The organism is Pseudomonas sp. LAM2023 (assembly GCF_016620375.1).
Classification (GTDB): Bacteria; Pseudomonadota; Gammaproteobacteria; order Pseudomonadales; family Pseudomonadaceae; genus Aquipseudomonas; species Aquipseudomonas anuradhapurensis.
In genome coordinates, this window is the sequence record NZ_JAENHV010000009.1 from 852,134 (window position 1) to 878,283 (window position 26,150).

The following is a 26,150-nucleotide window of genomic DNA, read 5'->3' on the forward strand; positions in this document are numbered from 1 at the left end:
GCTCATCCCGGCGAGCGTCCACCTTCGACCACTATGGAATCGCAGCCATGAGCCAGTCTGCCCCCCCGGAAACTGTCAAGGACTTGATCGGCGTGGGCTTCGGCCCTTCCAACCTGGCCCTGGCCATCGCCCTGGAAGAACTCGCCGAGTCCCAGGGCCATGCCCTCGATGCGCTGTTCATCGACAAGCAGCAGGACTACCGCTGGCACGGCGAAACCCTGGCGACCCAGAGCGAGCTGCAGATCTCGTTCCTCAAGGACCTGGTATCGCTGCGCAACCCCACCAGCCCCTACAGTTTCGTCAACTACCTGCACCAGAAGCAGCGCCTGGCCGACTTCATCAACCTCGGCACCTTCTATCCCTGCCGCCTCGAATACAACGACTACCTGCGCTGGGCCGCCGAGCACTTCGCTACCCAGGCGGTGTATGGCGAGGAGGTGCTGCGCATCGAGCCGGAAGTTCAGGCGGGCCGGGTCGAACACCTGCGCCTGGTGTCGCGTGACATACAAGGGCGCGAATACAGCCGCCGTACCCGTTCGGTGGTGGTCGGTAGCGGCGGCACGCCGAAAATACCGGAGAAGTTCGCCGCCTTTGGCGACGACCCGCGGGTATTCCACCATTCCCGTTACCTCAGCAGCCTGAACCAGCTGCCGTGCACCGCCGGCACACCGATGCGCATCGCCGTGATCGGTTCCGGCCAGAGCGCCGCCGAGGCGTTCATCGACCTCAACGACAGCTACCCATCGGTCAAGGTCGACATGATTCTGCGCGGCTCGGCGCTCAAGCCCGCCGATGACAGCCCGTTCGTCAACGAGATCTTCGCGCCGGACTACACCGACCTGGTCTACAACGAACCGGCCGACCAGCGCAGCAAGCTGCTCGGCGAATACCACAACACCAACTACTCGGTGGTCGACCTCAACCTGATCGAGCGCATCTACGGCATCCTCTACCGGCAGAAAGTGGCGCACCAGTACCGCCACAACGTGCTGTGCAGGCGCCAGGTGGAAACGGTGCTGGCCACCGGCGAAGGGCTGGAGCTGACCCTGCGCGACCTTGCCACCGGCCAGCAGCAAACCCACCGCTATGACGCCGTGATCCTTGCCACCGGCTACGAGCGCCGCTCGCACCGTGACCTGCTGGCACCGCTGGCCGGCTACCTTGACGATTTCACGGTCGACCGCAACTACCGCGTGCTGGCCAGCCCCGACCTGCAGGCCTCGGTGTACCTGCAAGGCTTCTGCGAAAACAGCCATGGCCTGAGCGACACCCTGCTCTCGGTGCTGCCGGCACGCGCGGCAGAGATCGGCCGCGCGCTGTACCAGGACCTGGCGCAGCTGCACGGCAAACCGCAGGCGGCGGTCGCCCTGACCCGCGCCTGAGCCGCTGCTTACCACTGCCTGGCCGGCCCGGCGCAATACGCGCAGGCCGGCCTTGGCGTTTCTGAAACATTTACTTGCATTTAAAACGGCAGGATTTTGATTCTCATTCGTCCTTATCAGTACAGCCTCTTTGGCTGGGCACACGCTCGACCACCCTTGCAGAAGACTGTCCGATGGCCAAAACCGCGAAAAAATCGAAATCCAGGCTTTGGTTCCTGGTCCACAGCTGGCTCGCCCTGCCGATCTGGTTCTTTGTACTGATCGTCTGTTTCACCGGCATGCTCGCCGTGGTCAGCCAGGAAATCGTCTGGCTGGCCAACCCGGACGTACGCGCCAACAAGCCCGATGGCGACGTCGAGCGCCTGAGCTTCCAGCAGTTGCTGGATGCGTTGCACAGGGCCGAGCCGGACATGGTGGTGGAGCGCCTGAGCCAACCCGACGGCTCGCACTTTGCCGTCAAGGCCGATGTCACCCTGGCGGACGGCAGCCGCCCGACGTTGTACGTAAACCCCTACACCGGCGCAATCCAGGGCAAGACGCCCGACTTCGACTTCGAGGCCTTCACCCGTGCCCTGCACGGCTGGTGGCTGGTGCCATTCACCAATGGCTTCAGCTGGGGCTGGTACCTGGTGTCGCTGCTCGGCCTGCCCATGCTGGCGTCGCTGGTCACCGGCCTGGTGGTGTACAAGAAATTCTGGAAAGGCTTCTTCAAGCCGCTGCGCATCGGCCATGGCTCGCGGATTTTCTGGGGCGACCTGCACCGCCTGGCCGGGGTCTGGTCGATCTGGTTCATTGCGGTCATCTCCATCACCGGTACCTGGTTTCTGATCCAGGCGATCCTGTTCGACAACCACATCACCATTTCCAGCCGCCCGGTGGTGCCGGTGATCGCCCGCGAGGACGTGCCGCAAAGCAAGGATGGCAGCCCGGCACCGCGCATCGACCTGGATGAAGCCGCGCGTATTGCCGGCCTGACGATCCCGGGGCTGGAGATCAGTTTCATCACCCTGCCAGCCACCGCCTACAGCCACGTCACCCTGGGCGGGCCGGGCTGGTACCCGCTGATGTTCCAGAGTGCTTCGGTGAACCCTTATACGCGCAAGGTCGACAGCCAGTTCCTGCTCAGCGACCGCTCGGCGCTGGAGTTCGTCACCGAATCCATGCGCCCGCTGCATACCGGCGATTTCGGCGGCCTGCCGATCAAGCTGGTGTGGTTCTTCTTCGGTTTGATCCTCACCCTGATGGTGTTCAGCGGCTTGCTGATCTGGACCAGGCGCACCGCCCAGGCCACCGCCGCCGCACTCAAGCGCAGCGAACGCGCGCCACGCCCGGCCCGCCCTGGCAGCACCGTGGAGGTACGCCCATGAGCAAGGCACACGCGCTGCCCGGCAGCCCGCTGAAGCAGCTGTGGCTGAAGTGGCGCTTTCACCTGAATGTCCTGCTGATTCTCATCCCGCTGGGCTTCATGCCGAAGTACTTCGCCGACGCCAAGCTGTTCCGTGGCGAAGCCGGCCTTGGCGCCAATGTGATCAGCGACATCCAGGTCGGCCCCTACCGCCTCGACCTGGCCGAACTGCGTGACGAGGCCCCCCGCGCCGACGGCCCGGCCGGGTACTTCAAGGTATTCAACGCCTCGTTGTGCAAGGCCTGTATCAAGGAGGTCAAGGCCGCCTACCTGCGCATCGGCAAACCGCGCAGCCTGCGCACCGCCGGCACCATTTTCTTTGGTGCGCCGTACCACATGGGCACGTCGCTGCCCATCCCGCCCCGCACCCGCGCAGACGCGCAGATCTGGATCACCCTGGAAGGCTGGGACGGCAGCCTGCACCAGGCGTCAGTCCCGCTGGCCCAAGCATCGCCCGCCACCGTGGCCTGGCTCGAGAACCAAGGAGGCAAGAAATGAGACACCTGTTGCGCATCCTCGCCCTGCCTGTGCTGGTGCTGGGCGCTGGCCCCGCCCTGGCACACAACCCGATGTGCGAATGCGAAGGACTGGCCGATGGCCAGGTCAAGTGCACCGGGGGCTTCTCTGACGGCAGCGCTGCCCCCGGGGTGACGCTGGATGTAATCGGCTACGACGAACAGGTACTGGTCGGCGGCAAGCTCGGTGAGGACTCGACGCTGACCTTCAAGCGCCCGGACGGCGAGTTCTATGTGCTGTTCGATGCTGGCCCCGGGCATGTGGTGGAAGTCGACCACGCCGACATCGTCCAGCCATGAGCCGCTGCCAAGTGATCCGCCCGGCCGGTGCCGGGCACGAAACCCTCTACGTGCTGCTGGTCAGCCTGCTGATCGTGGCGCTCGCCGCCAGCGTGGTGCTGGTGCGCGGTGAGCGCGAGGACGAACAGGCCATCGCCAGCCACCAGATCGATGCCCGGCGCGACCTCACCGCCGCCGAGCAAGGCCTGTACACCGACCTGCGGGTGGCCTTCGACGAAATCCGCCTGCTGCGTGAAGAAACCGCCGCCGTCCCCAGCGTGAGTGCCCTGGCCGAGGAAGGCCTGCCACCGTTCGTGGCCGACGCCGGTAGCCAGCGCCGCGGCAGCCATCAGTGGTCGTGGCTGCAGGCCGGTGCCTACCTGGGTCGCAGCCAGGCCCCGGAAGTAGCCGGCAGCCTGCTATTGATCGTGCCGAGCGACAGCGCTGGCGAGGCGGATGTCTGGCTACGCCGCGACACCATCGCTGTGCCGCCAGGCGACCTCAGCCAGGCCGCACTGATCGCGGCCGGCTGGCGGCAGGTGGTCAGCCATTACGACGCCGGGGTCACCCGCGAACACCGTCACTGAACCCAAGGACTCCTCCATGCTCCGCTCCGCCCTCGCCCTGCTCCTGGCCCTTGCCCTGCCGCTGTCGGCCCTGGCCGATAACGGCAAGCCGCTGCGCATCGGCATCACCCTGCACCCCTATTACAGCTATGTCGCCAATATCGTCGGCGACAAGGCCGAAGTGGTGCCGTTGATTCCGGCAGGGTTCAACCCCCATGCCTACGAGCCACGGGCGCAAGACATCAAGCGCATCGGCACGCTGGATGTGGTGGTGCTCAACGGCGTCGGCCATGACGATTTTGCCGAGCGCATGATCGCCGCCAGCGAGAAGCCCGCTATCCCGACCATCGAGGCCAACCAGAACGTACCGTTGCTGGCGGCCACCGGCATTGCCGCCCGTGGTGCCGGCAAGGTGGTCAACCCGCACACCTTCCTGTCGATCAGCACCAGCATCGCCCAGGTCAACAATATCGCTCGCGAGCTGGGCAAGCTCGACCCGGACAACGCCCGGCTGTACACGCAGAATGCCCGTGCCTACGCCAAGCGCTTGCGCACCCTGCGGGCCGAAGCCCTGGCCAAGGTCACCGAAGCGCCCGGCGCCAGTTTCCGGGTGGCGACCATCCATGCTGCCTACGACTACCTGGTGCGCGACTTCGGCCTGGAGGTGACGGCCGTGGTCGAGCCAGCCCATGGCATCGAGCCCAGCCCGGCCCAGTTGAAGAAAACCATCGACCAGCTGAAGGCCCTGGATGTGCGAGTGATCTTCTCGGAAATGGACTTCCCGTCGGCCTATGTCGACACCATCCAGCGTGAATCCGGCGTGCGCCTTTACCCGCTCACGCACATCTCCTATGGCGAATACACCCAGGACAAGTACGAAGTGGAAATGCAGCGCAACCTCGACACCGTTGTGCGCGCCATCCAGGAGAACCGCACATGACCGCCGCGGCCAACCTGCTGGCGGCCTGCGGGCCACGCATAGAGTTCGCCGGTATCGACCTGAGACTGGGCGGCACCCGTATCCTCGACCAGGTCAGCTTCAGCGTGGCCGCCGGCAGCGTGCACGCCATCGTCGGCCCCAACGGCGCTGGCAAGAGCTCGTTGATCAAGACCCTGCTCGGGCAGATGCCGCACCAGGGCCAGTTGACCTTGCACTGGCCCGCAGAACACCAGGTGATCGGTTACGTGCCACAGGCGCTGGAGTTCGACCGTGGCCTGCCAATGACCGTGGACGACTTCATGGCCGCGCTGTGCCAGCGCCGCCCGGCCTTCCTCGGCCTGTCGCGGCAAGTGCAGCCGGCCATCGACGCGGCCCTGGCGCGGGTCGGCATGCTCGACAAGCGCAAGCGGCGCATGGGCGCGCTGTCGGGTGGCGAACGCCAGCGCGTGCTGCTGGCGCAGGGCCTGGTCCCGACACCGCAGTTGCTGGTGCTGGACGAGCCGATGTCGGCCCTTGATGAAGCCGGTATCCAGGTGTTCGAACAGTTGCTGCGCAGCTGGCGCCAGGCCGGTACCACCGTGCTGTGGATCGAGCACGACCTGCAGGCCGTGCTGCGCCTGAGCGACCGGGTGACCGGCCTGAACCGCCAGGTGCTGTTCGATGCCCCGCCGGCCCAGGCGCTGACCCCGGAGCGCCTGCTGGGGCTGTTCTCCGTTCACCCGCGCAGCGAGGGGCGTGCCTGATGAGTGTTGAATCCTTGCGCCTGCTGGTCCAGGGCTGGGCCACGGCCGGCTACCTGCCCGAGGCACTGGCCTACGGTTTCGTGGTCAACGCCTTGCTGGCAGGCCTGATGATCGGCCCGGTACTGGGCGGCCTGGGTACCCTGGTGGTGGTCAAGCGCTTCGCGTTCTTCTCCGAGGCGGTCGGCCATGCCGCGCTGACCGGCGTGGCCATCGGCATTCTGCTGGGCGAACCCTACACAGGCCCGTACGGCAGCCTGTTCGGCTACTGCCTGCTGTTTGGCCTGCTGCTCAACTTCCTGCGCAACCGTACCGGGCTATCGCCGGACACGCTGATCGGCGTGTTCCTCTCGGTGTCGTTGGCACTCGGCGCCAGCCTGCTGCTGATGCTGGCGGGCAAAATCAATGTGCATATCCTGGAAAATGTCTTGTTCGGCTCGGTGCTGACCGTGAGCGGCCAGGACCTGCTGGTGCTGGGCATCGTCGCGCTGCTGGTGCTGGCCCTGGCCGTGCCCCTGTACAACCGCATCATGTTGGCCAGCTTCAACCCGCAGCTGGCGGCGGTGCGCGGGGTGGCGGTGAAGACCCTGGACTACTTGTTCGTGGTGCTGGTGACCTTGGTGACAGTAGCGGCGGTCAAGGTGATCGGGGCGATCCTGGTCGGGGCGCTGCTGGTGATCCCGGCCGCCGCTGCGCGCCTGGTAAGCCAGTCGCTCAAGGGCTTTTTCTTCCTCTCGGTGCTGATCGCCACCCTGAGTACGCTGCTCGGCATCCTGCTGCCGATCGTCTTCGACCTGCCGGTGCCGTCGGGTGCCGCGATCATCCTGGTGGCCGGCATCTGCTTTGCCCTGGCTGCGCTGGCCCGCGCCCTCGTCCCCCACCTGCAAGGAAACCCGGCATGAACCTTAAACGCCTGACCCTGGCGCTGGCCCTGGCCGGCTTGCCATCGCTGTGTTTCGCCACCCAGGTGCTGACCAGCCTGCCGGTCACTCACAGCCTGGCCAGTGCCCTGCTCGACGGCACTGCGGTACAGCTCACCCGCGCGGCGCCGGCCAACCTGCCGGCCAGCCGTCAGCCCGCGTATTTCAGCGGACGTGGTGGCGCCAACCTGGATAAGGCCGCGCAGCAGGCCGATGCAGTGATCGGCCTGCGTTCGATCTGGCGTGACGACCCGCTGTACCCGATGGCCCGGCGCAGCAATATCCGTATTGTCGAAATCGACGCCGCACGGCCGCTGGACGGCGCGCTGCCAGGCATTGCCGTCACCGGTGACGATGCCTATGGCGCCTACCCCTGGCTGAACCCGAGCAACCTTGGGCGCATGGCCGACGTAATGGCCAACGACCTGGGACGGCTGGCGCCGGAAGCCAAGACGACGATCCAGGGCAACCTGGCCAGGCTCAAGCGCCAGTTGCTGGAACTTGCCGCCAGCAGCCAGACGCGCCTGGCCAAGGCCGACAACCTGACCGTGGTGAACCTGTCGGAGCGCCTGGGCTACCTGGCCAGTGGGCTGAACCTGGATGTGCTGGAGCAACCGCTGCCGGCCGCATGGGATGCCGCCGCGCTGCAGGCGCTGGAGCAGAACCTGAAGACCCAGGAGGTGGCAGTGGTGCTGGACCACCGCCAGCCGGAGCCGGCGGTGATCGAGGTGATCAGGGCCGCCGGGGCGAAGCTGGTGGTGGTGGAGAGCGACCCTGAAGATGCCTTTGCCGGACTGGAGGCCAGTGTCGACCAGGTGGTGGGCGCACTGAGCGGAGGCTGAAGTGACCTGTGCCGGCCTGTTCGCGAGTAGAACTGCGCACAGGCTGGCACAGGCGAGCCCCTGCTAACGCTTCATGCAGCGCTGATAGCGCTCATCTACCCGTCCGGCAAACCACGCCGTGGTCAGCTTGCGGGTGATCTTCGGGCTCTTCAGCTCGATCCCCGGCAACACCGCCCGTGGCAGCGGTTTGCCCGCCACAGCATCGGCCAGGGCGAATACACCGCTGTACAGGTCGCTGTCCTCGAATGCCAGGCGGTCGCCCTGCTCAAGCTGGCGGCGAATCTGCGGGTTGCGCAACCCGAGTCGGGTACCAAGCTTGCGCGCCGCTTGTTCGGTGGCCCCCGGCATGATCGAGCCCGGTACAACCAGGTCCCCGTCGAACGCCAGTGTCACCCCGCTCGCCTTGCTCAGTGCTGCCTGGAAGGCCGCGTTGCGGCTGGCGTACCAGCCCGCATTGAAATCGGCAAAGCGATACAGCTGGCGTTCGTAGTTCGCCGGGTAACCCAGCAAGTGGGCGATGCCGAAATACATGCCGCCACGCCGGGTGAACACCTCCTGGCGGATGCTGCCGGTGTAGCTGTAGGGGTAATCGCGCGCATGCTGTTCGGCAAAGTCGATGCTGACCTGCATCGGCCCGCCGGTATGCACCGGGTTCAACCCATCGAGCAAGGTCTTGCCCAGCGGCACGCGGGCGATGACCTCATCGTACAGTTCGCTCAGCTGCTTCTCGCTGCGCACCGCCTGCAACCGCTGCTGGTAGCTCTTGCCATTGGCCGAAGGGGTCTTCAGCGCCCCATCGACCAGCAGCCTGGGAATATGCAGGCGTGCGGCACGGCGGTCGATTTCCTCGCGGGCAATGCGCCCCAGGTTGGGCACCTGCGGGTCGGCGTTGAAGGTCGACTCCTGCTCGGTCACGGCCAGCACCGCGCACAGGTTGCTCTTGCTCGGGGCAATGCGCTGGGTTTCGAATGCCTGCTGAATGTCCCTGGCCCAGCCCTCGCGGTCCCTGGCCTGGGCGGGCAACAACCGCAGCAGTTGCGCGCGGACCTTGGCCGGGTCTGCTTCGGGTGCTTGCTCACGGCGCCCGGCGCAACCTTGCAGCAGCGCCAGGGCCATCAGCCCGATCGCCAGTATCCGGCCGTTCAGGGCTGTTCACCGACCAGGTAGGTCTTGCTGATGTGGCGGAACAGCGGGTGCCCGGCACTGCCCATCAGCTCGAACAACACCATCTCGCGGGTCACCACCTGAGCGCCCGCCGCACGCATGCGCGCCAGGCCGGCGGCCTTGCTCGCCGGGGTGCGGCTGTCGCAGGCGTCCTCGACCACGTACACCTGCTTGCCCAGCGCCAGCAGGCCGAGCACGGTCTGCAGCACGCAGACGTGGGTTTCCATGCCACAGACGATCACTTGCTCACGCGCCAGCAGGCTGGCTGGCAGACAGCCGGCGGCCACGCAGGAAAAGTGGCTTTTCTCCACCACCTCGGCGGCGGGCGCCACGGCCAGCAGCTCGGCCAGGGTATGCCCCAGGCCCTTGGGATACTGTTCGGAAATCACCGTCGGCAGCTCCAGCTCGGCAGTTGCGGCCAGCAACCAGCGGGCCCGTGCGCGGGTGCCTGCAGGGTCGCTCATGGCGCCGATGAGCTTCTCCTGGATGTCGACGACCAGCAGCGTCGCCTTGTGTGGATCGATCAGCATTGCCTGCCCCTTGCCTGGAAAAAGGCCTAGCCTCCCCCAGGCAAGCGGTGACGTCAATCAGGCGGAAAGCCGGAGCGGTTCGAGCGATGCGACCAGCGCAGTGAGCACCTGGTCTTCCTGTTCGTGAATGAAGAAGTGCCCCCCCGGGAACATCTGCAGTGAGAATGGCCCATGGGTTTCCTGGCGCCAGGCCTGCAGTTGCTCGTCGCTGGCGCGGTCGTCCACGCCACCCAATACGTGCAGCGGGCACTGCAAAGCCGCGCGCTGGCGGTAGGCGTAGGTGCCGCAGAGCAGGAAATCGGCGCGCAGGATGGGCAAGGTCAGGCTCATCAGCTCGGCGTTGGCCAGCACTTCCTCGGGCGTGCCCTGCAGTTCGCGCAATTCGCTGATCAGCTCGGCGTCGCCCTTGGGTTCGCGCCAATTGTTGCGCTCGTAGTCCTCGCGACGGGTCGGCGCAGCGGTTCCACACGCGAACAGGGCCAGCGGCGGCGGGCAACCCAGCGCTTGCAGCTCATGGCTCAGCTCGAAGGCCAGCAGCGCGCCCAGGCTGTGGCCAAGCAGCGCATAAGGGGCACTGGCCGCCAGGCGTTGCTCGGCAGCCAGTTGCCGGGCCAGGGCCTGCAGGTCGGTGTGCAGTGGCTCGGCCATGCGCGCACCGCGCCCGGGCAGTTCGACCGGGCGCACCTGCAGCCACGCTGGCAGCTTGCGCCGCCAGCGGCTGTAGACCATGGCGCTGGCGCCGGAGTACGGCAGGCACAGCAGGTTCAGCGCGGTCACTGGGCAGCGGCTTCGGCCATTTTCTGGCGCAGGCTCAGCGGGCGCATGTCGGTCCAGACTTCGTCGATGTAGGCCAGGCAGTCTTTCTTCAGGCCGCTCTTGCCAACGGCGCGCCAGCCGTTGGGGATGGCCTTGTAGTCGGGCCAGATCGAGTACTGCTCTTCGTGGTTGACCACTACCTGGAACTGGATATCGTCGCGGTCGAAAACGGAAGTCATTGCCTGTCTCCTTGAGTGATGAATGCCACTGCGCGCGTGGCGCAGGGGAGCTTTGTAGTAGACGTGGCACGCGGTGAAAAAATTAGCGGCTGGCACGTGTAGGAGCGGCCTTGCGTCGCGATCGGGCGCGCAGCGGCCGCATTCCAGGTGATCCTGACCTGCCAGAAGACTGTCGGTTGCAGATATAGCGGCCGCTGCGCGCCCGATCGCGACGCAAGGCCGCTCCTACAAGATCCGCGCTTGGCTGGCCTTCAGGTTTCCCGCAGCAAATCATGGCTATCGAGCAAACGGAAGGCAACCTGCGGGTTGCGCTCCAGCCCTCGGCGGATCGCCGCCGGAATCGACTGCCGGGTCTTGCGGCACAGCCCAGGCTGATCATCCAGTTCGATGACGATGCCGCGCATGGTCCGCACTTCGTTGTACCCGGGGGCAATGTGCACGCGGATGCCGAGGTTTTCGTACATTCGTTGCTGCAGGCGTTGCAGGTCTTCCAGGTCCTTGAGGTTTTCCAGGCGTTCGAGCAGGCGCTTTTCCTCCTGCCGGGTCAGCAGGAGGATGCGCTGGGCAGCCTGCGGGTGGTCGACCAGCTGTTCGCGGCCGCAATCGCAGGCGCCAGGGGGGCAAGGCTGGCGCAAAGGGGGTGCTGTGCTCATGCCAGCAAGCATAGCCCGTAGCAGGCTCTGCAGGTTGTCACAGCTGCACCAACCGCTCGCGCAGGAAGGCCACAAAGCCTTGCACCGGCCGCGCCACCTGCCGGTGCTGTGGGTAGACCGCCGACAGCTGCAACGCCGGCGGGCGCCACTCATCCAGCACGGTCACCAGCCGCCCATCGGCCAACGCCTGCGCAACGATAAAGGTTGGCAGGTAAGTCACACCCATCCCGGCAATCGCGGCATCCCTGAGCAACTCGCCGTTGTTCGCCCGCATGCGCCCGGTCACCTGCAGCGCCTGGGCCTTGCCACCCTGGTGGAACTGCCATTGCACCTGCCGCGCATGCCCGTAAGGCAGGCAGTCGTGCCCGGCCAGCTCGCCCGGGCGGCTTGGTACGCCCCGCGCTTGCAGGTACGCCGGGCTTGCGCAGTAAATTCGCTCGACACTCGCAATACGCCGCGCAATCAGGCTGGAGTCCTCCAGCACGCCAATCCGCAGCGCCAGGTCATAGCCCTCGCCGATCAGGTCCACGGCGCGGTCGCTCAAGTCCACCTCCACATCGACCTGCGGGTGCAGTTGCAGGAACTCGGTCAGCAGGCAGCCCAGGTGGGCCATGGCGAACGACAGCGGCGCGCTCAGGCGCAAGGTGCCGCGCAAGGCCTGGGCCTGGCCGCTGATGTCATGCTCCACCTGCTGCACCTCGCCCAGCAGGCGCAGCGCCGACTGGTAGTAGTGCTGGCCCAGCGGGGTGGCATCCAGACGCCGCGTGGAGCGGTTGAGCAGGCGCACACCCAGGCGCTCTTCAAGCTGCATCAGGCGCCGGCTGACCGATTGCTTGGACATGCCCAGGCGCTCGGCAGCGGCAGTGAAACTGCCGGCTTCCATCACTTGGGCAAAGATGCGCATGTCTTCGTAAGGGTTCATTGTCTCGCTCTTGGTGACAGTCAAACGCTTTATAGCGGCTTTTTCCCATCAGTGCATCTCCCTAATCTACGCACAGGTCGCAACGATGGCCGCCAGGCCAGGCAAGACGCCCATTACCAACACTTGCATAGAAAAGGATTCGCTCATGAACATTGTCCGCAAAACCCTCGCCGCTTCCCTACTCGCGCTGTCCGTTTCCAGCGCTTTCGCTGCCGGCAGCCCGGGTGTCGAAAGCCACACCCAGGCGTTCCTCGACGCGTTGCAACAAGGTGGCGGCAAGCCACTGGAACAGCTCAGCCCGAAAGACGCCCGTGCCGTGCTGACCGGCGCCCAGGCTTCGGTCAAGGTCGACCTCTCCGGCATCGAGGTGAAGCAACGCACCATCCAGGCCGATGGCCAGTCGATCACGCTGCAAGTGGTACGCCCGGCCAATGTGCAGGGTGAGCTGCCGGTGTTCATGTTCTTCCACGGCGGCGGCTGGGTGCTCGGCGACTTCCCGACCCACCAGCGGCTGATCCGCGACCTGGTGGTCGGCTCCGGTGCAGTGGCCGTGTATGTCGACTACACCCCGTCGCCGGAAGCGCATTATCCAACGGCCATCAACCAGGCCTACGCTGCGACCCGCTGGGTGGCCGAGCATGGCAAGGAAATCGGCGTGGACGGCAAGCGCCTGGCCGTGGCCGGCAACAGCGTCGGCGGCAACATGGCGGCGGTGGTTGCGCTCAAGGCCAAAGAAGCCGGTACCCCGGCGCTGCGCTTCCAGCTGCTGCTGTGGCCGGTCACCGATGCCAGCTTCGAGACTGCTTCCTACAAGCAGTTTGCCGAGGGGCACTTCCTGACCACCGGGATGATGAAATGGTTCTGGGACAACTACACCACCGATGCCAAGGCACGGGAGCAGATCTACGCCTCGCCGCTGCGTGCCAGCAGCGAGCAGCTGAAAGGCTTGCCGCCGGCACTGGTGCAGACGGCCGAGTTCGATGTGCTGCGCGATGAAGGTGAGGCGTATGCCCGCAAGTTGAATGCGGCAGGTGTGACGGTGACGTCGGTGCGCTACAACGGGATGATTCATGACTATGGGTTGTTGAACCCGTTGAGCGAGGTGCCGGCGGTGAAGGCGGCGATGAGACAGGCGGGCACTGAACTTAAAGTGCATCTGCAGTGAGCCGATGACTAGAAGACCCGCCTAGGCGGGTCTTTTGCTTCTATGGGGGAAATGGCCCGCAGGCTTCAATGAAATTTCCATCGGTGCGGCTATCGATGGCGCCGTCCGCCCCGATGTAGATATCAATACTTGGCCACCTGGGCTTGGCCCGAATGCAGTGCCATTTGCCCCGGTTGCTCCAATCGAGTTGCATGAAGAATTAGTCATTCGGGAAGATATGCCCGACACCGCCGGTGGTTTCACCTGGGTAGATTTCGCCTTTTGAAATATCGTGCTGGACATTCAAAATGTAGCCGAGACGACCCTCGCCTTTTTCAGAAAAATGAAAACTTACTCGGGGGTGCAGCAACATACCAAAATATAATGGGTGTAAGCATTATCACCAGCACCCAGCGCCAGATGTGCCGTTTCGGTTTATTTGCAGACGTGATCACGTATGCCACCTCCCCAGCTTGAACGTGGCAATGCTAATACCCGGCCATGAGTATCTTTGCAGTAATTCCACCGCTTGGATGCATCTCGTGCAGTTTGACGCCAATGCTGATAGCGACACGATCACCTATGTCATCCCATGCCCGCAGCCCCTCTATATCAGCGGAACGGTGAGGCCCGCTATGTTCATCCCACTTTCTAACTTTCCGAATGGAGTCAGATGAAATCTGCTCAAGCCCAGCACCATCCAGAAGAACACTTTCTGAAAAACCACCCGCCCGCCCTACATAACCGTAGTGAATGTTTGACCAAATGTCGTAATAGAAGTCAACTTCACCTTGCTTCTGCCAAACCCCGCCGAACCGTTCTGCAATCGCCAGCTTATGATCCCATGGCCTGTCCTGACGGTTTGCTCCCGCTGGGCAGCCGCAGGCTACCAAAGCCCCATCAACCACTGCCGGACGACCATGGATGACGAAATTGCTCGCACCTTCCACCAGCGTTCCTATTCACCACAGGTAGGACATGGGGTGGTCTTGTCCTGCAACCTCAGCGCTTCACGCCCATCGCCTTTGAATCCGCGGCCACTGGCCAGGCATACGGCTCCTGGAGTGGTCCGGTCTCCATCCCAGGCCTGGTTCCTGCCGTTGATCCTGAAACGTGCCATGTGAAACTCCTTGAGTGAAAGCCGGGAGGCTAGCACCCGCTAGAGCATGAAAATCACGCAGGAACAGACCAAGAACGGTCCTACAAAGTACATCGAGATGCCCTACACGCCGCTACATCAATAGTCACTTTAAAAGAGACAATTTTTCACTATTACGCTGGTTTTTACCTCCTGAGCTGACAGTTAAGCTTCTCCCATCTACTAGCCAACCCGATCACGGTGCCGGCTTTTCCAGGAGAATGACCATGCTTACCGTACGCAACGCCAAAGACCGCGGCCTGGCCTTCCATGGCTGGCTGAAATCCTTCCACACCTTCTCCTTCGGCCACTACCGCAACCAGGATGAGCAAGGTTTCTCCGACCTGCTGGTGATCAACGACGACCGCGTCATCGCCGGCAAGGGCTTCGGCGAGCACCCGCACCGTGACATGGAGATTTTCTCCTACGTGCTCGAAGGCGCGCTGGAGCACAAGGACACCCTGGGCACCGGCTCGGTCATCCGCCCGGGCGACGTGCAACTGATGAGCGCCGGCCATGGCGTGGCGCACAGCGAGTTCAACCACAGCCAGGTGCAGCCGGTGCACTTTCTGCAGATCTGGATCGTGCCGAACGTGCAAGGCGCCACGCCGCGTTACCAGCAGCAGCACTTCAGCGCCGAGGAAAAGCGCGGCAAGCTGCGCCTGATCATATCGCCGGAGGGTGCCGAAGGATCTTTGCAGGTGCGCCAGGGGGTGTATGCCGGGTTGTTCGACGGTGACGAGCGCGCCACGCTGACCTTGCCGGAACATCGCCATGCCTATGTGCACGTGGCCCGGGGCAGCATCGCGCTGAATGGCCAGGTGCTCGGTGAAGGCGATGGGGTACGGGTAAGGCAGGAACAGGTGCTGGAGCTGAGTCATGGGGTGGATGCCGAGGTACTGGTGTTTGACCTGCGGCCGCACGAGCTGCCGGGCATGCCTTGACGCAGGTCCGCCCTCTTCGCGGGTTGAACCGCGAAGAGGGCATCAGGCAACCCTCAAGGTTCGAACCCTTCGACGATGATCACTTCGGCTTTCGCCACCCCATGGCGATGGCTGCACGCCTCCTGGTACAGCGCCGACCGGTAACACGCCAGCGCCTGCTCGTACGAATCGAATTCGATCACCACGCTACGCTGAGGGGTAGGCCGACCTTCCAGCGCCTCGCTGCGCCCGCCACGGGCCAGAAAGCGGCCGCCGAACGCCTGGAAGGCGGCCGGGGCGCGCTGGGTGTACTGCTGGTATTGCTCGGGGTCGGTCACGTCCACATGGGCGATCCAGTAGGCCTTCATGCGCTGCTCTCCTGTTACGGCGATATTTATGTATGATGGTATACCATAATAATCACCCTATCACCGTGAGCGTGCAACATGGCATTCAACACCATCGAGGAACTTCTCGAGGATTACCGGCAGGGCAAGATGGTCCTGCTGGTGGATGACGAGGACCGGGAAAACGAAGGCGACCTGCTGATCGCCGCCGAGCGTTGCGACGCCCAGGCCGTCAACTTCATGGCCCGCGAAGCGCGTGGCCTGATCTGCCTGACCCTGACCGAAGAACACTGTCAGCGCCTGGGCCTGGAACAGATGGTACCGGCCAACGGCAGCGCGTTCAGCACCGCTTTCACCGTGTCGATCGAAGCGGCCAGCGGCGTGACCACCGGCATTTCCGCCGCTGATCGGGCGCGCACCGTGGCCGCCGCCATGGCCCCCGGCGCCCGCCCCGAGGACCTGGTGCAACCGGGGCACATCTTCCCCCTGCGCGCCCGCGAAGGCGGCGTGCTGACCCGCGCCGGCCACACCGAAGCCGGCTGCGACCTGGCGCGCCTGGCCGGTTTCACCCCGGCTTCGGTGATCGTCGAAGTGCTCAACGACGACGGCACCATGGCCCGCCGCCCCGACCTGGAAGTATTCGCCGCCCGGCATGGCATCAAGATCGGCACCATCGCCGACCTGATCCACTACCGCCTGAGTACCGAACAGACCATCAAGCGTATCGGCGAACGCGAACTGCCGACCGTGCATGGCAGCTTCCGCCTGGTCACCTATGAGGACCGCATCGAAGGGGGTGTGCACATGGCCATGGTCATGGGCAACATCCGCCGCGAACAGCCGACCCTGGTGCGGGTACATGTGATCGACCCGCTGCGCGATCTGGTCGGTGCCGAATACGCCGGGCCGCCCAACTGGACGCTGTGGGCGGCGCTGCAGAAGGTGGCCGAGGAAGGCGCGGGTGTGGTGGTGATCCTGGCCAACCATGAGTCTTCCCAGGCCCTGCTCGAACGCGTACCGCAGCTCACCCACCCGGTGCGGCCTTACCAGCGAGGGCAATCGAAGGTGTACTCCGAGGTCGGCACCGGGGCGCAGATTCTGCAGGACCTCGGTGTCGGCAAGCTGCGTCATCTGGGCCCTCCACTGAAGTATGCCGGGCTGGCTGGGTACGAGTTGGAGGTGGTGCAGAGCATCCCCTTCGAGCCTGAGCTGGTGGGCTGATACGGAGCCTTGTAGGAGCGGCCTTGTGTCGCGAAAGGGCTGCGAAGCAGCCCCAAGCAATTTGTGCATCTGCGCTGAAACCCGGGGGCTGCTTCGCAGCCCTTTCGCGACACAAGGCCGCCCCTACACGGGATGGAGTGATGGCCGGTAGCCCCATAACGCTTGCCAAAAGTTTGGAATACCATAATATGATATCCCGTAGACCTTAAATCTGTCGGCCGGCTCCTACAATTACAAACGGCCTTCAGACACCTTGTTTTAGCGGCTCCCCGAACACGATTGGCGGGCGCACCACAAGCCCCGCCTCGAATAACAAAAGCAACGAGGGCGTAACCATGCTGTTGAGCAAACGTGTAACCGCAGTGCTGTCCGCCAGCCTGCTGACCCTGGCCTGCCAGGCCACCCAGGCTGCCGACAGCCTGAACTTCGTCAGCTGGGGCGGTACCACCCAGGACGCCCAAAAGGAAGCGTGGGCCGTACCTTTCAGCAAGGCCACCGGCATCAAGGTGGTCCAGGACGGCCCCACCGACTACGGCAAGCTCAAGGCCATGGTCGAGAGTGGCAACGTGCAGTGGGACGTGGTCGACGTCGAAGCCGACTTCGCCTTGCGGGCTGCCAGCGAAGGCCTGCTCGAACCCCTCGATTTCTCCCAGATCAAGCGCGACAAGATCGACCCGCGCTTTGTCTCAGACCACGGCGTCGGTTCGTTCTTCTTCTCCTTCGTGCTCGGCTACAACGAAGGCAAGCTCGGCGCCAACAAACCACTGGACTGGACCGCGCTGTTCGACACCAAGACCTACCCCGGCAAACGCGCCCTGTACAAATGGCCCAGCCCTGGTGTGCTGGAACTGGCCCTGCTGGCCGACGGCGTAGCCCCCGACAAGCTCTACCCGCTGGACCTGGACCGCGCTTTCAAGAAGCTCGACACCATCAAGCAAGACATCGTCTGGTGGGGGGGTGGCGCCCAGTCGCAGCAGCTGCTCGCCTCGGGTGAAGCTTCGCTCGGCCAGTTCTGGAATGGCCGCGTCTACGCCCTGCAGCAGGACGGTGCGCCGGTGGGCGTGAGCTGGAAGCAGAACCTGGTCATGGCCGACTTCCTCGTGGTGCCCAAAGGTGCCAAGAACAAGGATGCGGCCATGAAGTTCCTGGCCAACGCCAGCAGCGCCGAAGGCCAGGCCGAGTTCGCCAACAAGACCGCCTACGCGCCGGTGAACGTCGACAGCGTGGCCAAGCTGGACAAGGACCTTGCACAGAACCTGCCCACCGCCTACGCCCAGGACCAGGTCACCCTCGATTTCGCCTACTGGGCCAAGAACGGCCAGGCCATCGCAGCCCGCTGGAATGAGTGGTTGGTCAAATGAAAGTCGCCATCAACGCCCTGCATAGCGCGCAAGGTGCCCCCACGGGCACCGGCGCACCGGGCGCGGCCGCGCGCCGCGTCAGCCTGAGCCAGCGCTGGAAAGGCAGCCGCAACCTGTTGCCGGCCCTGCTTTTCCTTGGCCTGTTCTTCTTCGCCCCACTGGCCGGCCTGTTGCTACGCGGGATGCTGGAGCCGACGCCGGGCCTGGGCAATTACGAGCAGCTGTTCGCCAACTCGGCCTATGCGCGGGTGCTGTTCAACACCTTCTCGGTGGCCGGCGTGGTCACCCTGATCAGCGTGCTGCTGGGTTTCCCGCTGGCCTGGGCAATCACACTGGTGCCCAAGGGCTGGGGCCGCTGGCTGCTGAACATCGTACTGCTGTCGATGTGGACCAGCCTGCTGGCACGCACCTATTCCTGGCTGGTGCTGCTGCAGAGTTCGGGGGTGATCAACAAGGCGTTGATGGCCATGGGTATCATCGATACGCCGCTGGAAATGGTGCATAACCTGACCGGCGTGGTGATCGGCATGAGCTACATCATGATCCCGTTCATCGTGCTGCCACTGCAGGCCACCATGCACGCGATCGATCCGATGGTGCTGCAGGCCGGCTCGATCTGCGGCGCCAGCCCGTGGACCAATTTCTGGAAGGTGTTCCTGCCACTGTGCCGCTCGGGGCTGTTCTCCGGGGCGCTGATGGTGTTCGTGATGTCGCTCGGTTACTACGTCACCCCTGCCTTGCTGGGCGGTGCGCAGAACATGATGCTGCCCGAATTCATCATCCAGCAGGTGCAGTCCTTCCTCAACTGGGGCCTGGCCAGCGCCGCCGCCGCACTGCTGGTGGTCATCACCCTGGTGCTCTTCTACCTGTACCTGAAGCTGCAGCCGGAATCCCCGGTTGGCAACGCGAGGTAAACCGCCATGCTCCTGTCTCCTAATGCCATGGGCCGCCCGCTACGTACCGGCCTGTACCTGACCACTGGCGTGATCGCGGCCTTTCTGCTGCTGCCGGTGGTGTTCATCGTGCTGCTGTCGTTCGGCTCGTCGCAATGGCTGGTGTTCCCGCCGCCGGGCTGGACTTTCAAATGGTATGGCCAGTTCTTTTCCAACCCGGAATGGATGGATGCCGCCCTGGCCAGCCTGAAGGTGGCCCTGCTGACCACTGCGGCTGCGGTGCTGCTGGGCCTGCCCACCGCGTTCGCCCTGGTGCGTGGCCGTTTCCCTGGCCGCGAACTGCTGTACGGGCTGTTCACCATGCCGATGATTGTGCCGCTGGTGATCATCGCAGTAGCGGTGTATGCGCTGTTCCTCAAGCTTGGTTACACCGGCACGCTGTTCGCTTTCGTGGTCAGCCACGTCATCGTTGCCCTGCCCTTCACCATCATTTCGATCATCAACTCGCTGAAGCTGTTCGACCAGTCGATCGAGGATGCCGCGGTGATCTGCGGCGCCTCGCGCCTGCAGGCGATTTTCAAGGTGACCTTCCCGGCGATTCGCCCGGGCATGATCGCCGGCGGCCTGTTCGCCTTCCTGGTGTCGTGGGATGAAGTGGTGCTGAGCGTGATGATGGCCAGCCCCGACCTGCAGACCCTGCCGGTGAAGATGTGGACCACCTTGCGCCAGGACCTCAGCCCGGTCATTGCCGTGGCCTCGACCCTGCTGATCGGCCTGTCGCTGCTTGTCATGTTCATTGCCGCCGCGTTGCGCCGGCGCACCGAAGTCAACGCCTGAGCGCGCGGAGAAAACAATAATGAGTGCAGTGATGAAAGAAAACGTGCCAGGCAAGACCCTGGTCAGCCTGCGCGGCCTGAACAAGCATTACGGCGACTTCACCGCCGTCGATAATCTCGACCTGGACATCCAGGATGGCGAGTTCCTCACCTTTCTTGGCTCCAGCGGTTCGGGCAAATCCACCACCCTGTCGATGCTGGCCGGTTTCGAAACGCCCAGCAGCGGCGAAATCCTGGTCGACGGCCAGTCGCTGGTCAACGTGCCACCGCACAAGCGCGACATCGGCATGGTGTTCCAGCGCTATTCGCTGTTCCCGCACCTGAACGTGCGCGACAACATCGGCTTTCCGCTGGCCATTCGCAAGCTGAGCGCCGCCGAGACCAGCAAACGCGTCGACGCCATGCTCAAGCTGGTGCAACTGGAGCAGTTCGCCCACCGCAAGCCGGCGCAGATGTCGGGCGGCCAGCAGCAACGCGTGGCGATTGCCCGGGCGCTGGTGTACGAGCCACGCATCCTGCTGATGGACGAACCCCTGGGCGCGCTGGACAAGAAGCTGCGCGAAGACCTGCAGGACGAACTGCGCCAGCTGCACCGGCGCCTGGGCATCACCATCGTCTACGTCACCCACGACCAGGAAGAAGCCATGCGCCTGTCGCAGCGCATCGCCATCTTCAGCCAGGGCAAGATCGTCGGCCTGGGCACCGGTTACGACCTGTACCAGAACCCGCCGAATGCCTTCGTCGCCTCGTTCCTCGGCAACTCCAACTTCCTGCGGATCAAGGCCAGCAGCAACGGCGCAGGCAGCTTCGAAGGGCAGCCGGTGGCGATTCGCCTGACGCCGGGCCTGGCCGCCGCCCAGGAGGCGCTGATCATGGTGCGCCCGGAAAAGGCCCTGGCCCTCACCGCCGAACAGGCCGTACGCGAGCCGCTGCCGGCGGGCTGGAACGAGGTCAGTGCCAAAGTTGGCGAGGTGTTGTTCCTAGGCGAGAGCCAGACTTGCCATGTGGTCACTGCGGGCGGCACCGAGCTGACCGTGAAGGCACTGTCGGCTGCCGGCATGCCGATGCGGCCGGGCGATACCGTGAAGGTGCGCTGGGCGGTGGCAGATGCCTGCATCTACACCGAATGGGCCGAGAGCGATTTGAGCAAGTCCGCCGGGGCGCATTGAAATAACCGGGGCCGCTACGCGGCCCATCGTATCGCCCGGCAACAGTCACATTATCATCACGCTACTGTCGTAATCTGCCGGCCAACTCTATGCCACAGGGCTAACCGGCATGCCCCGCCTGCTTGTCTTGCTGCTTTCCCTGCTGCCGCTGACGGCCCACGCCGAGCACCTGCGGGTGCAAGGATCCAACACCATTGGCGCAGCGCTGCTGCCGGCGTTGGTCCAGGCGCAATTGCGCGCCCGGCAAGCCACTGCGATCGAACAGCACCCCGGGCAACTGCCCAATGAAACCGTGATCACCGCGCGCGACGCCCAAGGGCAGCCGATACGCGTCGATATCGCCGCCCACGGTTCCACTACCGGCTTCACCGCCCTGGGGCGTGGCGAGGCCGACCTGGCCGCCGCTTCGCGGCCGATCAACGACAGCGAAGCGGGCCAGCTGCGCGCACTCGGCGACCTGCGCAGTGCCGCCGCCGAGCAGGTGATCGGCCTCGATGGCGTCGCGGTCATCGTCCACCCCGACAACCCGCTACCCCAACTCACTACAGCGCAATTGGCACAGGTCTTCTCCGGCCAGATCCAGCGCTGGGAGCAACTGGGCATTGCCGGTGGCACCATCCATCTTTACGCCCGTGACGACCGCTCCGGCACCTACGAAACCTTCAAGGCGCTGGTGCTGGAGCCGCAGCATCGGACGCTGTCGGCCACGGCCAGGCGCTTCGAGTCCAGCGACGAGCTGGCCGCGCAAATCAGCGCCGACCGACAGGCCATCGGCTTCAGCAGCCTGCCGGCCGTGCACCGCGCCAAGGTACTGGCGGTGGCTGAAGGCGATGCCCCGGCCATGCTCCCCGAGCGCGCGCTGGTGGCCAGCGAAGACTACCCACTGTCGCGGCGCCTGTACTTCTACCTGCCGGCTAAGCCGAAACCGCAGGCCAAGGCCCTGGCGGACTTCGCCCAGAGCCCGGCCGGGCAGGCAATCGTCGCCCAGCTAGGTTTCGTCTCGCAGCAGATCAATGCCCAACCTGTGGTGCCGCTGGCCGACATGCCGCCGCGCTATCGCGCCCTGGCCCAGCAAGCGCAGCGGCTGAGCGTGAACTTTCGCTTCCAGGAGGGCAGCGCCAGCCTCGACAGCAAGGCATTGCGCGATGTGCAGCGAGTGGCCGAGTACCTGCGCCAGGCCGGCAAGCTGAACGGCAACGCGGTGCTGGTGGGGTTTGGCGACCCCAAGGAAACGCCCGGCCGCGCGGCCTTGCTGTCGCGGCTGCGGGCCCAGGCGGTGCGCCGCGAGCTGGCACGCGATGGCGTCGAGATACTGGAGGTGATGGGGATGGGCGATGAACTACCGGTGGCGGGCAACGAACTGGAGCAAGGCCGCCTGCGCAACCGCCGGGTCGAGGTGTGGGTGAACTGACCTGGAAGCTGCACGCCAGGTCGCCGCCACACAGGTCCCGGCAAAAAAATGTAACAGCTCCCCATTCGGCATCCCCGGCAATCAGGTCTAGGCTCAAGAGCATGTGATACCGGGCCCCTCTGACGGCTGCCAGGCCGCCATGTCGGATCACTGTTGCCATGCAACGTCGACATTCAAGGAGGGGCTCATGACAGCTCTACACACATTCCTCACCACCCCGTTCCTCGGCACCAGCGCCTGGTTGTGGCTGCTGTTCATGGCCATCGTCATCGGCCTGCTGGTGCTCGACCTTGGCGTATTGCACCGCCACGACCGGGAAATCGAAATGCGCGAAAGCCTGTTGCTGTATTCAGGCTATTTCAGTGTTGGCGTGCTGTTCGGCATCGGGGTCTGGTACTACCTGGGGGCGCAACCGGCGCTGGAGTTCTATACCGGCTTCCTGGTCGAACAGTCGCTGTCGATGGACAACGTGTTCGTCATGGCGATGATCTTCAGCTACTTCGCCATCCCCCGCCGCTACCAGCACCGCGTGCTGTTCTGGGGCATCCTCGGCGTGGTCGTGCTGCGGGCGATCATGATTGGTGTGGGCGCGGCGCTGGTGCAGAACTTTGCCTGGGTGTTGTACATCTTCGGCGCCTTCCTGCTGTTTACCGGGGTGAAGATGGCGCTGTCGAAGGAAGACCACCGGCCGGACCTGGCCAACAACCCGATCCTGAAGTTCGTGCGGCGGCACATGCGGGTCACCGAGCAGATTCACGGCGCGCATTTCTTCGTACGCCAGGCCCCGCCCGGCCAGCACAAGCCGCTGCGCCATGCCACCCCACTGTTCCTGGCGCTGGTGCTGATCGAACTGGCCGACCTGGTGTTCGCCGTCGACAGCGTGCCGGCGATCTTCGCGATTACCCAGGACCCGTTCATCGTCTATACCTCGAACATCTTCGCCATCCTGGGGTTGCGCTCGCTGTATTTCGCCCTGGCGGCGCTGATGCACCGCTTCGTTTACCTCAAGTACGCGCTGGCGATGGTGCTGATCTTCATTGGCTGCAAGATTTTCTACCACGGCATGGTGGGCAAGGTGCCGGCGTTGCTGTCGTTGGGGGTGACGTTCGGGCTGTTGCTGGGTGGCGTGGTGGTTTCACTGGTCAAGACGCGCGGGGGAAAACCGGAAACCAGGGATGCTGCATGCCAACAGCCAGTGAAGGTTGATTCTACAGCCAACCAAAAAGAGGACGACCCGCAAATGCGGGTCTGATTTCTAGCTAGTCAGACTTAAGCAATAACTCTCCTGCCTGGGCACACTAACGAACCAGCCAGCTCTCGACTTCTTCAGCGCCATGTTCAGCTTTCCACGCCTTCATCTTCGCGTGGTTGCCGCCCTTGGTTTCAATCATTTCACCCGTATGCGGGTTCTTGTACTGTTTCACCTGGCGCGCGCGACGCCTGGCTTTCGGCGCAATGGCGGGCTGAGCCGGGCGGCGACCGCCTTGCGGGTCCAGCAGGCTGATGATGTCGCGCAGGCTGAACTCATACTTGGCCAACAAGTTGCGCAGTTTGGTTTCAAACTCGATTTCTCTTTGCAGCTCGGGGCTGCCTTTCATGGCTTCCAGTTCGGCAAGTTGAGCAGCCAGTTTCTGTTCCAGCTGGCGGAATTCTGCGAGACGGGACATGGGGGTACCTTCCTCAGGACGGCCTGGGTTGCGAGGTTGACAACGAATTAGTGCAGCCGGGCGAGAACTAAGTTCCAGGCCATTGCGCCAGCAGTACCGCCCGTCCCGTACATTCAATGTTATGCACCAACCGACGGTCTTCTGCCCACACCCCATGGAGACCGATTACATGAAGTTCACCACATGCTGCCTGAGCCTTTCAGTCGCCTGTCTCGCCCTTTGGGGCTGCTCGACACCCCGAACAGTATCGCCTGTCGACGCACCCGGCAGCCCCGAGTCCGCAACCACCCAACTACTGGAGGCAGGCGCAGCGCTGTTGCAGGACAAGCCCCCCATCGAAGCGCTGAATGCCTATCTGGATGGCTTCCACTTCTATAATGGCCACCCCGAGATCCAGATGGAAGCCCACCATTACTGCTCGCTGCTGAACGAAGATGTGATTCAGTGCGTGATCTACGACGGCAATACCCGTAGCGCCAAGATCATGGGCATCGAGTACATCATCGACCGGAAACTGTTCACCCACTTGCCGGCAAAGGAAAAAGCCATGTGGCACAGCCACGGCTATGAAGTATCGTCCGGCCAGTTGGTCGCGCCGGGCATCCCCGCACCGGCAGAACATGCGCTGATGCAGCGCCTGGCGCATACCTATGGAAAAACCTGGCATACCTGGCACACCGACCAGGACAAGACGCTGCCGCTCGGGGTCCCGCAATTGATGATGGGCTTTACCGCCGATGGCCAGGCCAACCCGGCCATGGTCGAGCAACGCAACCGGCGCCTGGGCATCGATACGGTCAAAAGCAGGGCGCAACGGGCCGACATCGCGATACCGGCAACAGACCCGCAGGCCAACGGCTGGCAACGGGGCGATGTGATTCAGCTCGTCGACCCGACCGGCGCCCACCTCCACCGCCCAACCAAGGCGACACCGGAAAACACCAACAGCCGCTCCAGCCGTTAACCATGCCCCTTGCGCGCCGGCATGTATTTACCGATTTCATACTTGCCAATCGCCGCCCGGTGCACCTCGTCCGGCCCGTCGGCCAGGCGCAGGGTACGCTGCATGGCATACATGTAGGCCAGCGGGAAGTCGCCGCTCACTCCTGCCCCGCCATGGATCTGGATCGCCCGGTCGATCACTTTCAACGCTACGTTCGGGGCGACGACCTTGATCTGCGCAATCTCGCTGCGAGCCACCTTGTTGCCGACCGTGTCCATCATGTACGCCGCTTTCAGCGTCAGCAGCCGGGCCATGTCGATTTCCATGCGCGAGTCGGCAATCTTGTCGACGTTGCCACCCAGTCGCGCCAGTGGCTGGCCGAAAGCGGTGCGCTCTACCGCGCGTTTGCACATCAGTTCCAGTGCTCGTTCGGCCATGCCGATCGAGCGCATGCAGTGGTGGATACGGCCCGGACCAAGCCGCCCCTGGGCAATCTCGAAACCGCGGCCTTCGCCGAGGATGACGTTCTCGTACGGCACCCGCACGTTTTCGAAGAGCACTTCGGCGTGGCCGTGGGGCGCGTCATCATAGCCGAACACCGGCAGCGGCCGAATGATCTTCACCCCGGGCGCATCGGTGGGCACCAGCACCATCGAATGCTGCTGGTGGCGTGGCCCCTGCGGGTCGGACAGGCCCATGAAGATCATTACCTTGCAGCGGGGATCGCAGGCGCCCGAAGTCCACCACTTGCGGCCATTGATCACCCATTCGTCACCGTCACGCACAGCCGTGGCCGCCATGTTGGTAGCGTCCGAGGACGCTACGTCCGGTTCGGTCATGGCGAATGCCGAACGGATCTCGCCGCGCAACAGCGGCTCCAGCCACTGGCGCTTCTGCGCATCGCTGCCATAACGCACCAGCACTTCCATGTTGCCGGTGTCCGGTGCCGAACAGTTGAACGGCTCCGGCCCGAGCAGCGAGCGGCCCATGATCTCTGCCAGCGGGGCATATTCCAGGTTGCTCAACCCGGCGCCGTATTCCGATTCAGGCAGAAACAGGTTCCACAGCCCCTCGGCGCGGGCCCTGGCCTTGAGCTCTTCCATGATTGCGGTGGGCTGCCAGCGGTCGCCCTCGGCGACCTGCCGCTCGAACACCGCCTCGGCGGGGTAGACATGGGCGTCCATGAACGCGCTGACGCGCTCGCGCAGAGCCTGGACCTTGGGCGAATAGGCGAAATCCATCGG

Annotated in this window: 29 protein-coding genes; 19 read left to right on the forward strand and 10 right to left on the reverse strand. The window is 64.2% G+C overall.

The genetic code is table 11. The annotated features are described in order from the left end of the window. Positions 1-47 precede the first annotated feature (47 nt). The 9 genes from JKP78_RS03990 (at position 48) to JKP78_RS04030 (ending at position 7,589) form a co-directional block, all read left to right on the forward strand. Positions 48-1,382, forward strand: coding sequence for a lysine N(6)-hydroxylase/L-ornithine N(5)-oxygenase family protein (locus JKP78_RS03990; protein ID WP_200626099.1), 1,335 nt, complete (start codon positions 48-50; stop codon positions 1,380-1,382). A gap of 173 nt (positions 1,383-1,555) precedes the next feature. Beyond that, positions 1,556-2,749: a PepSY-associated TM helix domain-containing protein gene (locus JKP78_RS03995; RefSeq protein WP_186684630.1), complete on the forward strand. Its 1,194-nt coding sequence runs from the start codon at positions 1,556-1,558 to the stop codon at positions 2,747-2,749. Further along, positions 2,746-3,285: a thiamine pyrophosphate-binding protein gene (locus tag JKP78_RS04000; RefSeq protein WP_186684628.1), complete on the forward strand. Its 540-nt coding sequence runs from the start codon at positions 2,746-2,748 to the stop codon at positions 3,283-3,285. Before JKP78_RS03995 ends, JKP78_RS04000 begins: the two co-directional genes overlap by 4 nt. After that, positions 3,282-3,602 carry a hypothetical protein gene (locus JKP78_RS04005; RefSeq protein WP_170029355.1) on the forward strand — a complete coding sequence of 107 codons (321 nt, stop codon included), beginning with the start codon at positions 3,282-3,284 and terminating at the stop codon, positions 3,600-3,602. The genes JKP78_RS04000 and JKP78_RS04005 overlap by 4 nt, the downstream gene beginning before the upstream one ends. Further along, positions 3,599-4,168, forward strand: coding sequence for a DUF6162 family protein (locus tag JKP78_RS04010; RefSeq protein ID WP_200626100.1), 570 nt, complete (start codon positions 3,599-3,601; stop codon positions 4,166-4,168). Before JKP78_RS04005 ends, JKP78_RS04010 begins: the two co-directional genes overlap by 4 nt. A gap of 16 nt (positions 4,169-4,184) precedes the next feature. Next, positions 4,185-5,087 carry a metal ABC transporter substrate-binding protein gene (locus JKP78_RS04015; RefSeq protein WP_200626101.1) on the forward strand — a complete coding sequence of 301 codons (903 nt, stop codon included), beginning with the start codon at positions 4,185-4,187 and terminating at the stop codon, positions 5,085-5,087. Next, on the forward strand, positions 5,084-5,830 hold the full coding sequence (locus tag JKP78_RS04020) for a metal ABC transporter ATP-binding protein (protein WP_200626102.1): 747 nt from the start codon (positions 5,084-5,086) through the stop codon (positions 5,828-5,830). The genes JKP78_RS04015 and JKP78_RS04020 overlap by 4 nt, the downstream gene beginning before the upstream one ends. Continuing rightward, positions 5,830-6,729: a metal ABC transporter permease gene (locus JKP78_RS04025; protein WP_170029351.1), complete on the forward strand. Its 900-nt coding sequence runs from the start codon at positions 5,830-5,832 to the stop codon at positions 6,727-6,729. Before JKP78_RS04020 ends, JKP78_RS04025 begins: the two co-directional genes overlap by 1 nt. Further along, entirely contained in the window at positions 6,726-7,589 is an 864-nt protein-coding gene (locus JKP78_RS04030; RefSeq protein ID WP_186684620.1) for a metal ABC transporter solute-binding protein, Zn/Mn family, read from the forward strand. The genes JKP78_RS04025 and JKP78_RS04030 overlap by 4 nt, the downstream gene beginning before the upstream one ends. A 63-nt stretch (positions 7,590-7,652) precedes the next feature. On the opposite strand, the gene JKP78_RS04035 is transcribed toward JKP78_RS04030, so the two are convergent. The 6 genes from JKP78_RS04035 to JKP78_RS04060 all read right to left on the reverse strand — a co-directional run bounded on the left by JKP78_RS04035 (position 7,653) and on the right by JKP78_RS04060 (position 11,853). Continuing rightward, positions 7,653-8,705, reverse strand: coding sequence for a DUF1615 domain-containing protein (locus tag JKP78_RS04035; protein WP_200626103.1), 1,053 nt, complete (start codon positions 8,703-8,705; stop codon positions 7,653-7,655). Between the two features lie 26 nt (positions 8,706-8,731). Further along, the gene (locus JKP78_RS04040) at positions 8,732-9,283 is read right to left on the reverse strand and encodes a hydrolase (protein ID WP_186684616.1); all 552 of its coding nucleotides are present in this window, start codon (positions 9,281-9,283) and stop codon (positions 8,732-8,734) included. Positions 9,284-9,340: 57 nt separating this feature from the next. Beyond that, complete coding sequence (locus JKP78_RS04045) at positions 9,341-10,060, reverse strand: thioesterase II family protein (RefSeq protein ID WP_170029347.1); 720 nt, start codon at positions 10,058-10,060, stop codon at positions 9,341-9,343. Continuing rightward, a complete protein-coding gene (locus JKP78_RS04050) occupies positions 10,057-10,278 on the reverse strand; it encodes an MbtH family protein (protein ID WP_003256222.1) in 222 nt (73 codons plus the stop codon). Before JKP78_RS04050 ends, JKP78_RS04045 begins: the two co-directional genes overlap by 4 nt. 251 nt (positions 10,279-10,529) lie before the next feature. Beyond that, on the reverse strand, positions 10,530-10,931 hold the full coding sequence (locus tag JKP78_RS04055; protein ID WP_170029346.1) for a hypothetical protein: 402 nt from the start codon (positions 10,929-10,931) through the stop codon (positions 10,530-10,532). A 37-nt stretch (positions 10,932-10,968) separates the two neighbouring features. After that, entirely contained in the window at positions 10,969-11,853 is an 885-nt protein-coding gene (locus JKP78_RS04060) for a LysR family transcriptional regulator (RefSeq protein ID WP_186684614.1), read from the reverse strand. Between the two features lie 145 nt (positions 11,854-11,998). Between JKP78_RS04060 and JKP78_RS04065 the strand changes: the two genes are divergently transcribed. Beyond that, the gene (locus JKP78_RS04065) at positions 11,999-13,018 is read left to right on the forward strand and encodes an alpha/beta hydrolase (RefSeq protein ID WP_200626104.1); all 1,020 of its coding nucleotides are present in this window, start codon (positions 11,999-12,001) and stop codon (positions 13,016-13,018) included. Between the two features lie 467 nt (positions 13,019-13,485). Here the strand turns inward: JKP78_RS04065 and JKP78_RS04070 are convergent, their stop codons facing one another. Continuing rightward, positions 13,486-13,947 carry a polymorphic toxin type 44 domain-containing protein gene (locus JKP78_RS04070; protein WP_325166769.1) on the reverse strand — a complete coding sequence of 154 codons (462 nt, stop codon included), beginning with the start codon at positions 13,945-13,947 and terminating at the stop codon, positions 13,486-13,488. A gap of 415 nt (positions 13,948-14,362) precedes the next feature. On the opposite strand from JKP78_RS04070, the gene JKP78_RS04075 reads away from it, so the two are divergent. Beyond that, positions 14,363-15,079, forward strand: a complete 717-nt coding sequence (locus JKP78_RS04075) for a pirin family protein (protein ID WP_200626105.1) — start codon at positions 14,363-14,365, stop codon at positions 15,077-15,079. Between the two features lie 53 nt (positions 15,080-15,132). Here JKP78_RS04075 and JKP78_RS04080 read toward each other — a convergent pair whose 3' ends face one another. Beyond that, positions 15,133-15,426, reverse strand: a complete 294-nt coding sequence (locus tag JKP78_RS04080) for a DUF1330 domain-containing protein (RefSeq protein ID WP_200626106.1) — start codon at positions 15,424-15,426, stop codon at positions 15,133-15,135. Between the two features lie 78 nt (positions 15,427-15,504). Here JKP78_RS04080 and ribBA point away from each other — a divergent pair, with 78 nt between their 5' ends. The 7 genes from ribBA to JKP78_RS04115 all read left to right on the forward strand — a co-directional run bounded on the left by ribBA (position 15,505) and on the right by JKP78_RS04115 (position 23,548). Beyond that, the gene (gene ribBA, locus JKP78_RS04085) at positions 15,505-16,626 is read left to right on the forward strand and encodes a bifunctional 3,4-dihydroxy-2-butanone-4-phosphate synthase/GTP cyclohydrolase II (RefSeq protein ID WP_186684608.1); all 1,122 of its coding nucleotides are present in this window, start codon (positions 15,505-15,507) and stop codon (positions 16,624-16,626) included. Between the two features lie 335 nt (positions 16,627-16,961). Further along, positions 16,962-17,987, forward strand: coding sequence for a polyamine ABC transporter substrate-binding protein (locus JKP78_RS04090; RefSeq protein ID WP_186684607.1), 1,026 nt, complete (start codon positions 16,962-16,964; stop codon positions 17,985-17,987). Next, positions 17,984-18,901, forward strand: coding sequence for an ABC transporter permease (locus tag JKP78_RS04095; RefSeq protein WP_186684606.1), 918 nt, complete (start codon positions 17,984-17,986; stop codon positions 18,899-18,901). The genes JKP78_RS04090 and JKP78_RS04095 overlap by 4 nt, the downstream gene beginning before the upstream one ends. 6 nt (positions 18,902-18,907) lie before the next feature. Beyond that, positions 18,908-19,717 (forward strand): ABC transporter permease, encoded by an 810-nt coding sequence (locus tag JKP78_RS04100; RefSeq protein ID WP_186684605.1) that lies wholly within the window; start codon positions 18,908-18,910, stop codon positions 19,715-19,717. A 19-nt stretch (positions 19,718-19,736) separates the two neighbouring features. Continuing rightward, positions 19,737-20,885 (forward strand): ABC transporter ATP-binding protein, encoded by a 1,149-nt coding sequence (locus JKP78_RS04105; protein WP_200626107.1) that lies wholly within the window; start codon positions 19,737-19,739, stop codon positions 20,883-20,885. Between the two features lie 109 nt (positions 20,886-20,994). Then, complete coding sequence (locus JKP78_RS04110) at positions 20,995-22,296, forward strand: substrate-binding domain-containing protein (RefSeq protein ID WP_200626108.1); 1,302 nt, start codon at positions 20,995-20,997, stop codon at positions 22,294-22,296. Between the two features lie 187 nt (positions 22,297-22,483). Next, a complete protein-coding gene (locus tag JKP78_RS04115; protein WP_200626109.1) occupies positions 22,484-23,548 on the forward strand; it encodes a TerC family protein in 1,065 nt (354 codons plus the stop codon). A 46-nt stretch (positions 23,549-23,594) separates the two neighbouring features. Here JKP78_RS04115 and JKP78_RS04120 read toward each other — a convergent pair whose 3' ends face one another. Continuing rightward, positions 23,595-23,963: a histone-like nucleoid-structuring protein, MvaT/MvaU family gene (locus JKP78_RS04120; protein WP_170029334.1), complete on the reverse strand. Its 369-nt coding sequence runs from the start codon at positions 23,961-23,963 to the stop codon at positions 23,595-23,597. A gap of 169 nt (positions 23,964-24,132) precedes the next feature. On the opposite strand from JKP78_RS04120, the gene JKP78_RS04125 reads away from it, so the two are divergent. Further along, positions 24,133-24,927, forward strand: coding sequence for an OBAP family protein (locus JKP78_RS04125; protein ID WP_442793961.1), 795 nt, complete (start codon positions 24,133-24,135; stop codon positions 24,925-24,927). Here the strand turns inward: JKP78_RS04125 and JKP78_RS04130 are convergent. Then, a complete protein-coding gene (locus JKP78_RS04130; protein WP_186684598.1) occupies positions 24,924-26,147 on the reverse strand; it encodes an acyl-CoA dehydrogenase in 1,224 nt (407 codons plus the stop codon). The two genes, JKP78_RS04125 and JKP78_RS04130, sit on opposite strands and share 4 nt — an antisense overlap. Positions 26,148-26,150 lie beyond the last annotated feature (3 nt).

What these genes read in the sequence shown, in the direction of transcription:
- JKP78_RS04050 (WP_003256222.1), bottom strand. Translation starts at nt 10,278, where the DNA reads ATGACTTCCGTTTTCGACCGCGACGATATCCAGTTCCAGGTAGTGGTC.
- JKP78_RS04125 (WP_442793961.1), top strand. Translation starts at nt 24,133, where the DNA reads ATGAAGTTCACCACATGCTGCCTGAGCCTTTCAGTCGCCTGTCTCGCC.
- JKP78_RS04030 (WP_186684620.1), top strand. Translation starts at nt 6,726, where the DNA reads ATGAACCTTAAACGCCTGACCCTGGCGCTGGCCCTGGCCGGCTTGCCA.
- JKP78_RS04035 (WP_200626103.1), bottom strand. Translation starts at nt 8,705, where the DNA reads ATGGCCCTGGCGCTGCTGCAAGGTTGCGCCGGGCGCCGTGAGCAAGCA.
- JKP78_RS04100 (WP_186684605.1), top strand. Translation starts at nt 18,908, where the DNA reads ATGCTCCTGTCTCCTAATGCCATGGGCCGCCCGCTACGTACCGGCCTG.
- JKP78_RS04115 (WP_200626109.1), top strand. Translation starts at nt 22,484, where the DNA reads ATGACAGCTCTACACACATTCCTCACCACCCCGTTCCTCGGCACCAGC.
- JKP78_RS04010 (WP_200626100.1), top strand. Translation starts at nt 3,599, where the DNA reads ATGAGCCGCTGCCAAGTGATCCGCCCGGCCGGTGCCGGGCACGAAACC.
- JKP78_RS04120 (WP_170029334.1), bottom strand. Translation starts at nt 23,963, where the DNA reads ATGTCCCGTCTCGCAGAATTCCGCCAGCTGGAACAGAAACTGGCTGCT.
- JKP78_RS04025 (WP_170029351.1), top strand. Translation starts at nt 5,830, where the DNA reads ATGAGTGTTGAATCCTTGCGCCTGCTGGTCCAGGGCTGGGCCACGGCC.
- JKP78_RS04020 (WP_200626102.1), top strand. Translation starts at nt 5,084, where the DNA reads ATGACCGCCGCGGCCAACCTGCTGGCGGCCTGCGGGCCACGCATAGAG.
- JKP78_RS04105 (WP_200626107.1), top strand. Translation starts at nt 19,737, where the DNA reads ATGAGTGCAGTGATGAAAGAAAACGTGCCAGGCAAGACCCTGGTCAGC.
- JKP78_RS04055 (WP_170029346.1), bottom strand. Translation starts at nt 10,931, where the DNA reads ATGAGCACAGCACCCCCTTTGCGCCAGCCTTGCCCCCCTGGCGCCTGC.
- JKP78_RS04060 (WP_186684614.1), bottom strand. Translation starts at nt 11,853, where the DNA reads ATGAACCCTTACGAAGACATGCGCATCTTTGCCCAAGTGATGGAAGCC.
- JKP78_RS04005 (WP_170029355.1), top strand. Translation starts at nt 3,282, where the DNA reads ATGAGACACCTGTTGCGCATCCTCGCCCTGCCTGTGCTGGTGCTGGGC.
- JKP78_RS04130 (WP_186684598.1), bottom strand. Translation starts at nt 26,147, where the DNA reads ATGGATTTCGCCTATTCGCCCAAGGTCCAGGCTCTGCGCGAGCGCGTC.
- JKP78_RS04095 (WP_186684606.1), top strand. Translation starts at nt 17,984, where the DNA reads ATGAAAGTCGCCATCAACGCCCTGCATAGCGCGCAAGGTGCCCCCACG.
- JKP78_RS04015 (WP_200626101.1), top strand. Translation starts at nt 4,185, where the DNA reads ATGCTCCGCTCCGCCCTCGCCCTGCTCCTGGCCCTTGCCCTGCCGCTG.
- ribBA (WP_186684608.1), top strand. Translation starts at nt 15,505, where the DNA reads ATGGCATTCAACACCATCGAGGAACTTCTCGAGGATTACCGGCAGGGC.
- JKP78_RS04080 (WP_200626106.1), bottom strand. Translation starts at nt 15,426, where the DNA reads ATGAAGGCCTACTGGATCGCCCATGTGGACGTGACCGACCCCGAGCAA.
- JKP78_RS04090 (WP_186684607.1), top strand. Translation starts at nt 16,962, where the DNA reads ATGCTGTTGAGCAAACGTGTAACCGCAGTGCTGTCCGCCAGCCTGCTG.
- JKP78_RS03995 (WP_186684630.1), top strand. Translation starts at nt 1,556, where the DNA reads ATGGCCAAAACCGCGAAAAAATCGAAATCCAGGCTTTGGTTCCTGGTC.
- JKP78_RS04075 (WP_200626105.1), top strand. Translation starts at nt 14,363, where the DNA reads ATGCTTACCGTACGCAACGCCAAAGACCGCGGCCTGGCCTTCCATGGC.
- JKP78_RS04000 (WP_186684628.1), top strand. Translation starts at nt 2,746, where the DNA reads ATGAGCAAGGCACACGCGCTGCCCGGCAGCCCGCTGAAGCAGCTGTGG.
- JKP78_RS04065 (WP_200626104.1), top strand. Translation starts at nt 11,999, where the DNA reads ATGAACATTGTCCGCAAAACCCTCGCCGCTTCCCTACTCGCGCTGTCC.
- JKP78_RS04040 (WP_186684616.1), bottom strand. Translation starts at nt 9,283, where the DNA reads ATGCTGATCGATCCACACAAGGCGACGCTGCTGGTCGTCGACATCCAG.
- JKP78_RS04110 (WP_200626108.1), top strand. Translation starts at nt 20,995, where the DNA reads ATGCCCCGCCTGCTTGTCTTGCTGCTTTCCCTGCTGCCGCTGACGGCC.
- JKP78_RS03990 (WP_200626099.1), top strand. Translation starts at nt 48, where the DNA reads ATGAGCCAGTCTGCCCCCCCGGAAACTGTCAAGGACTTGATCGGCGTG.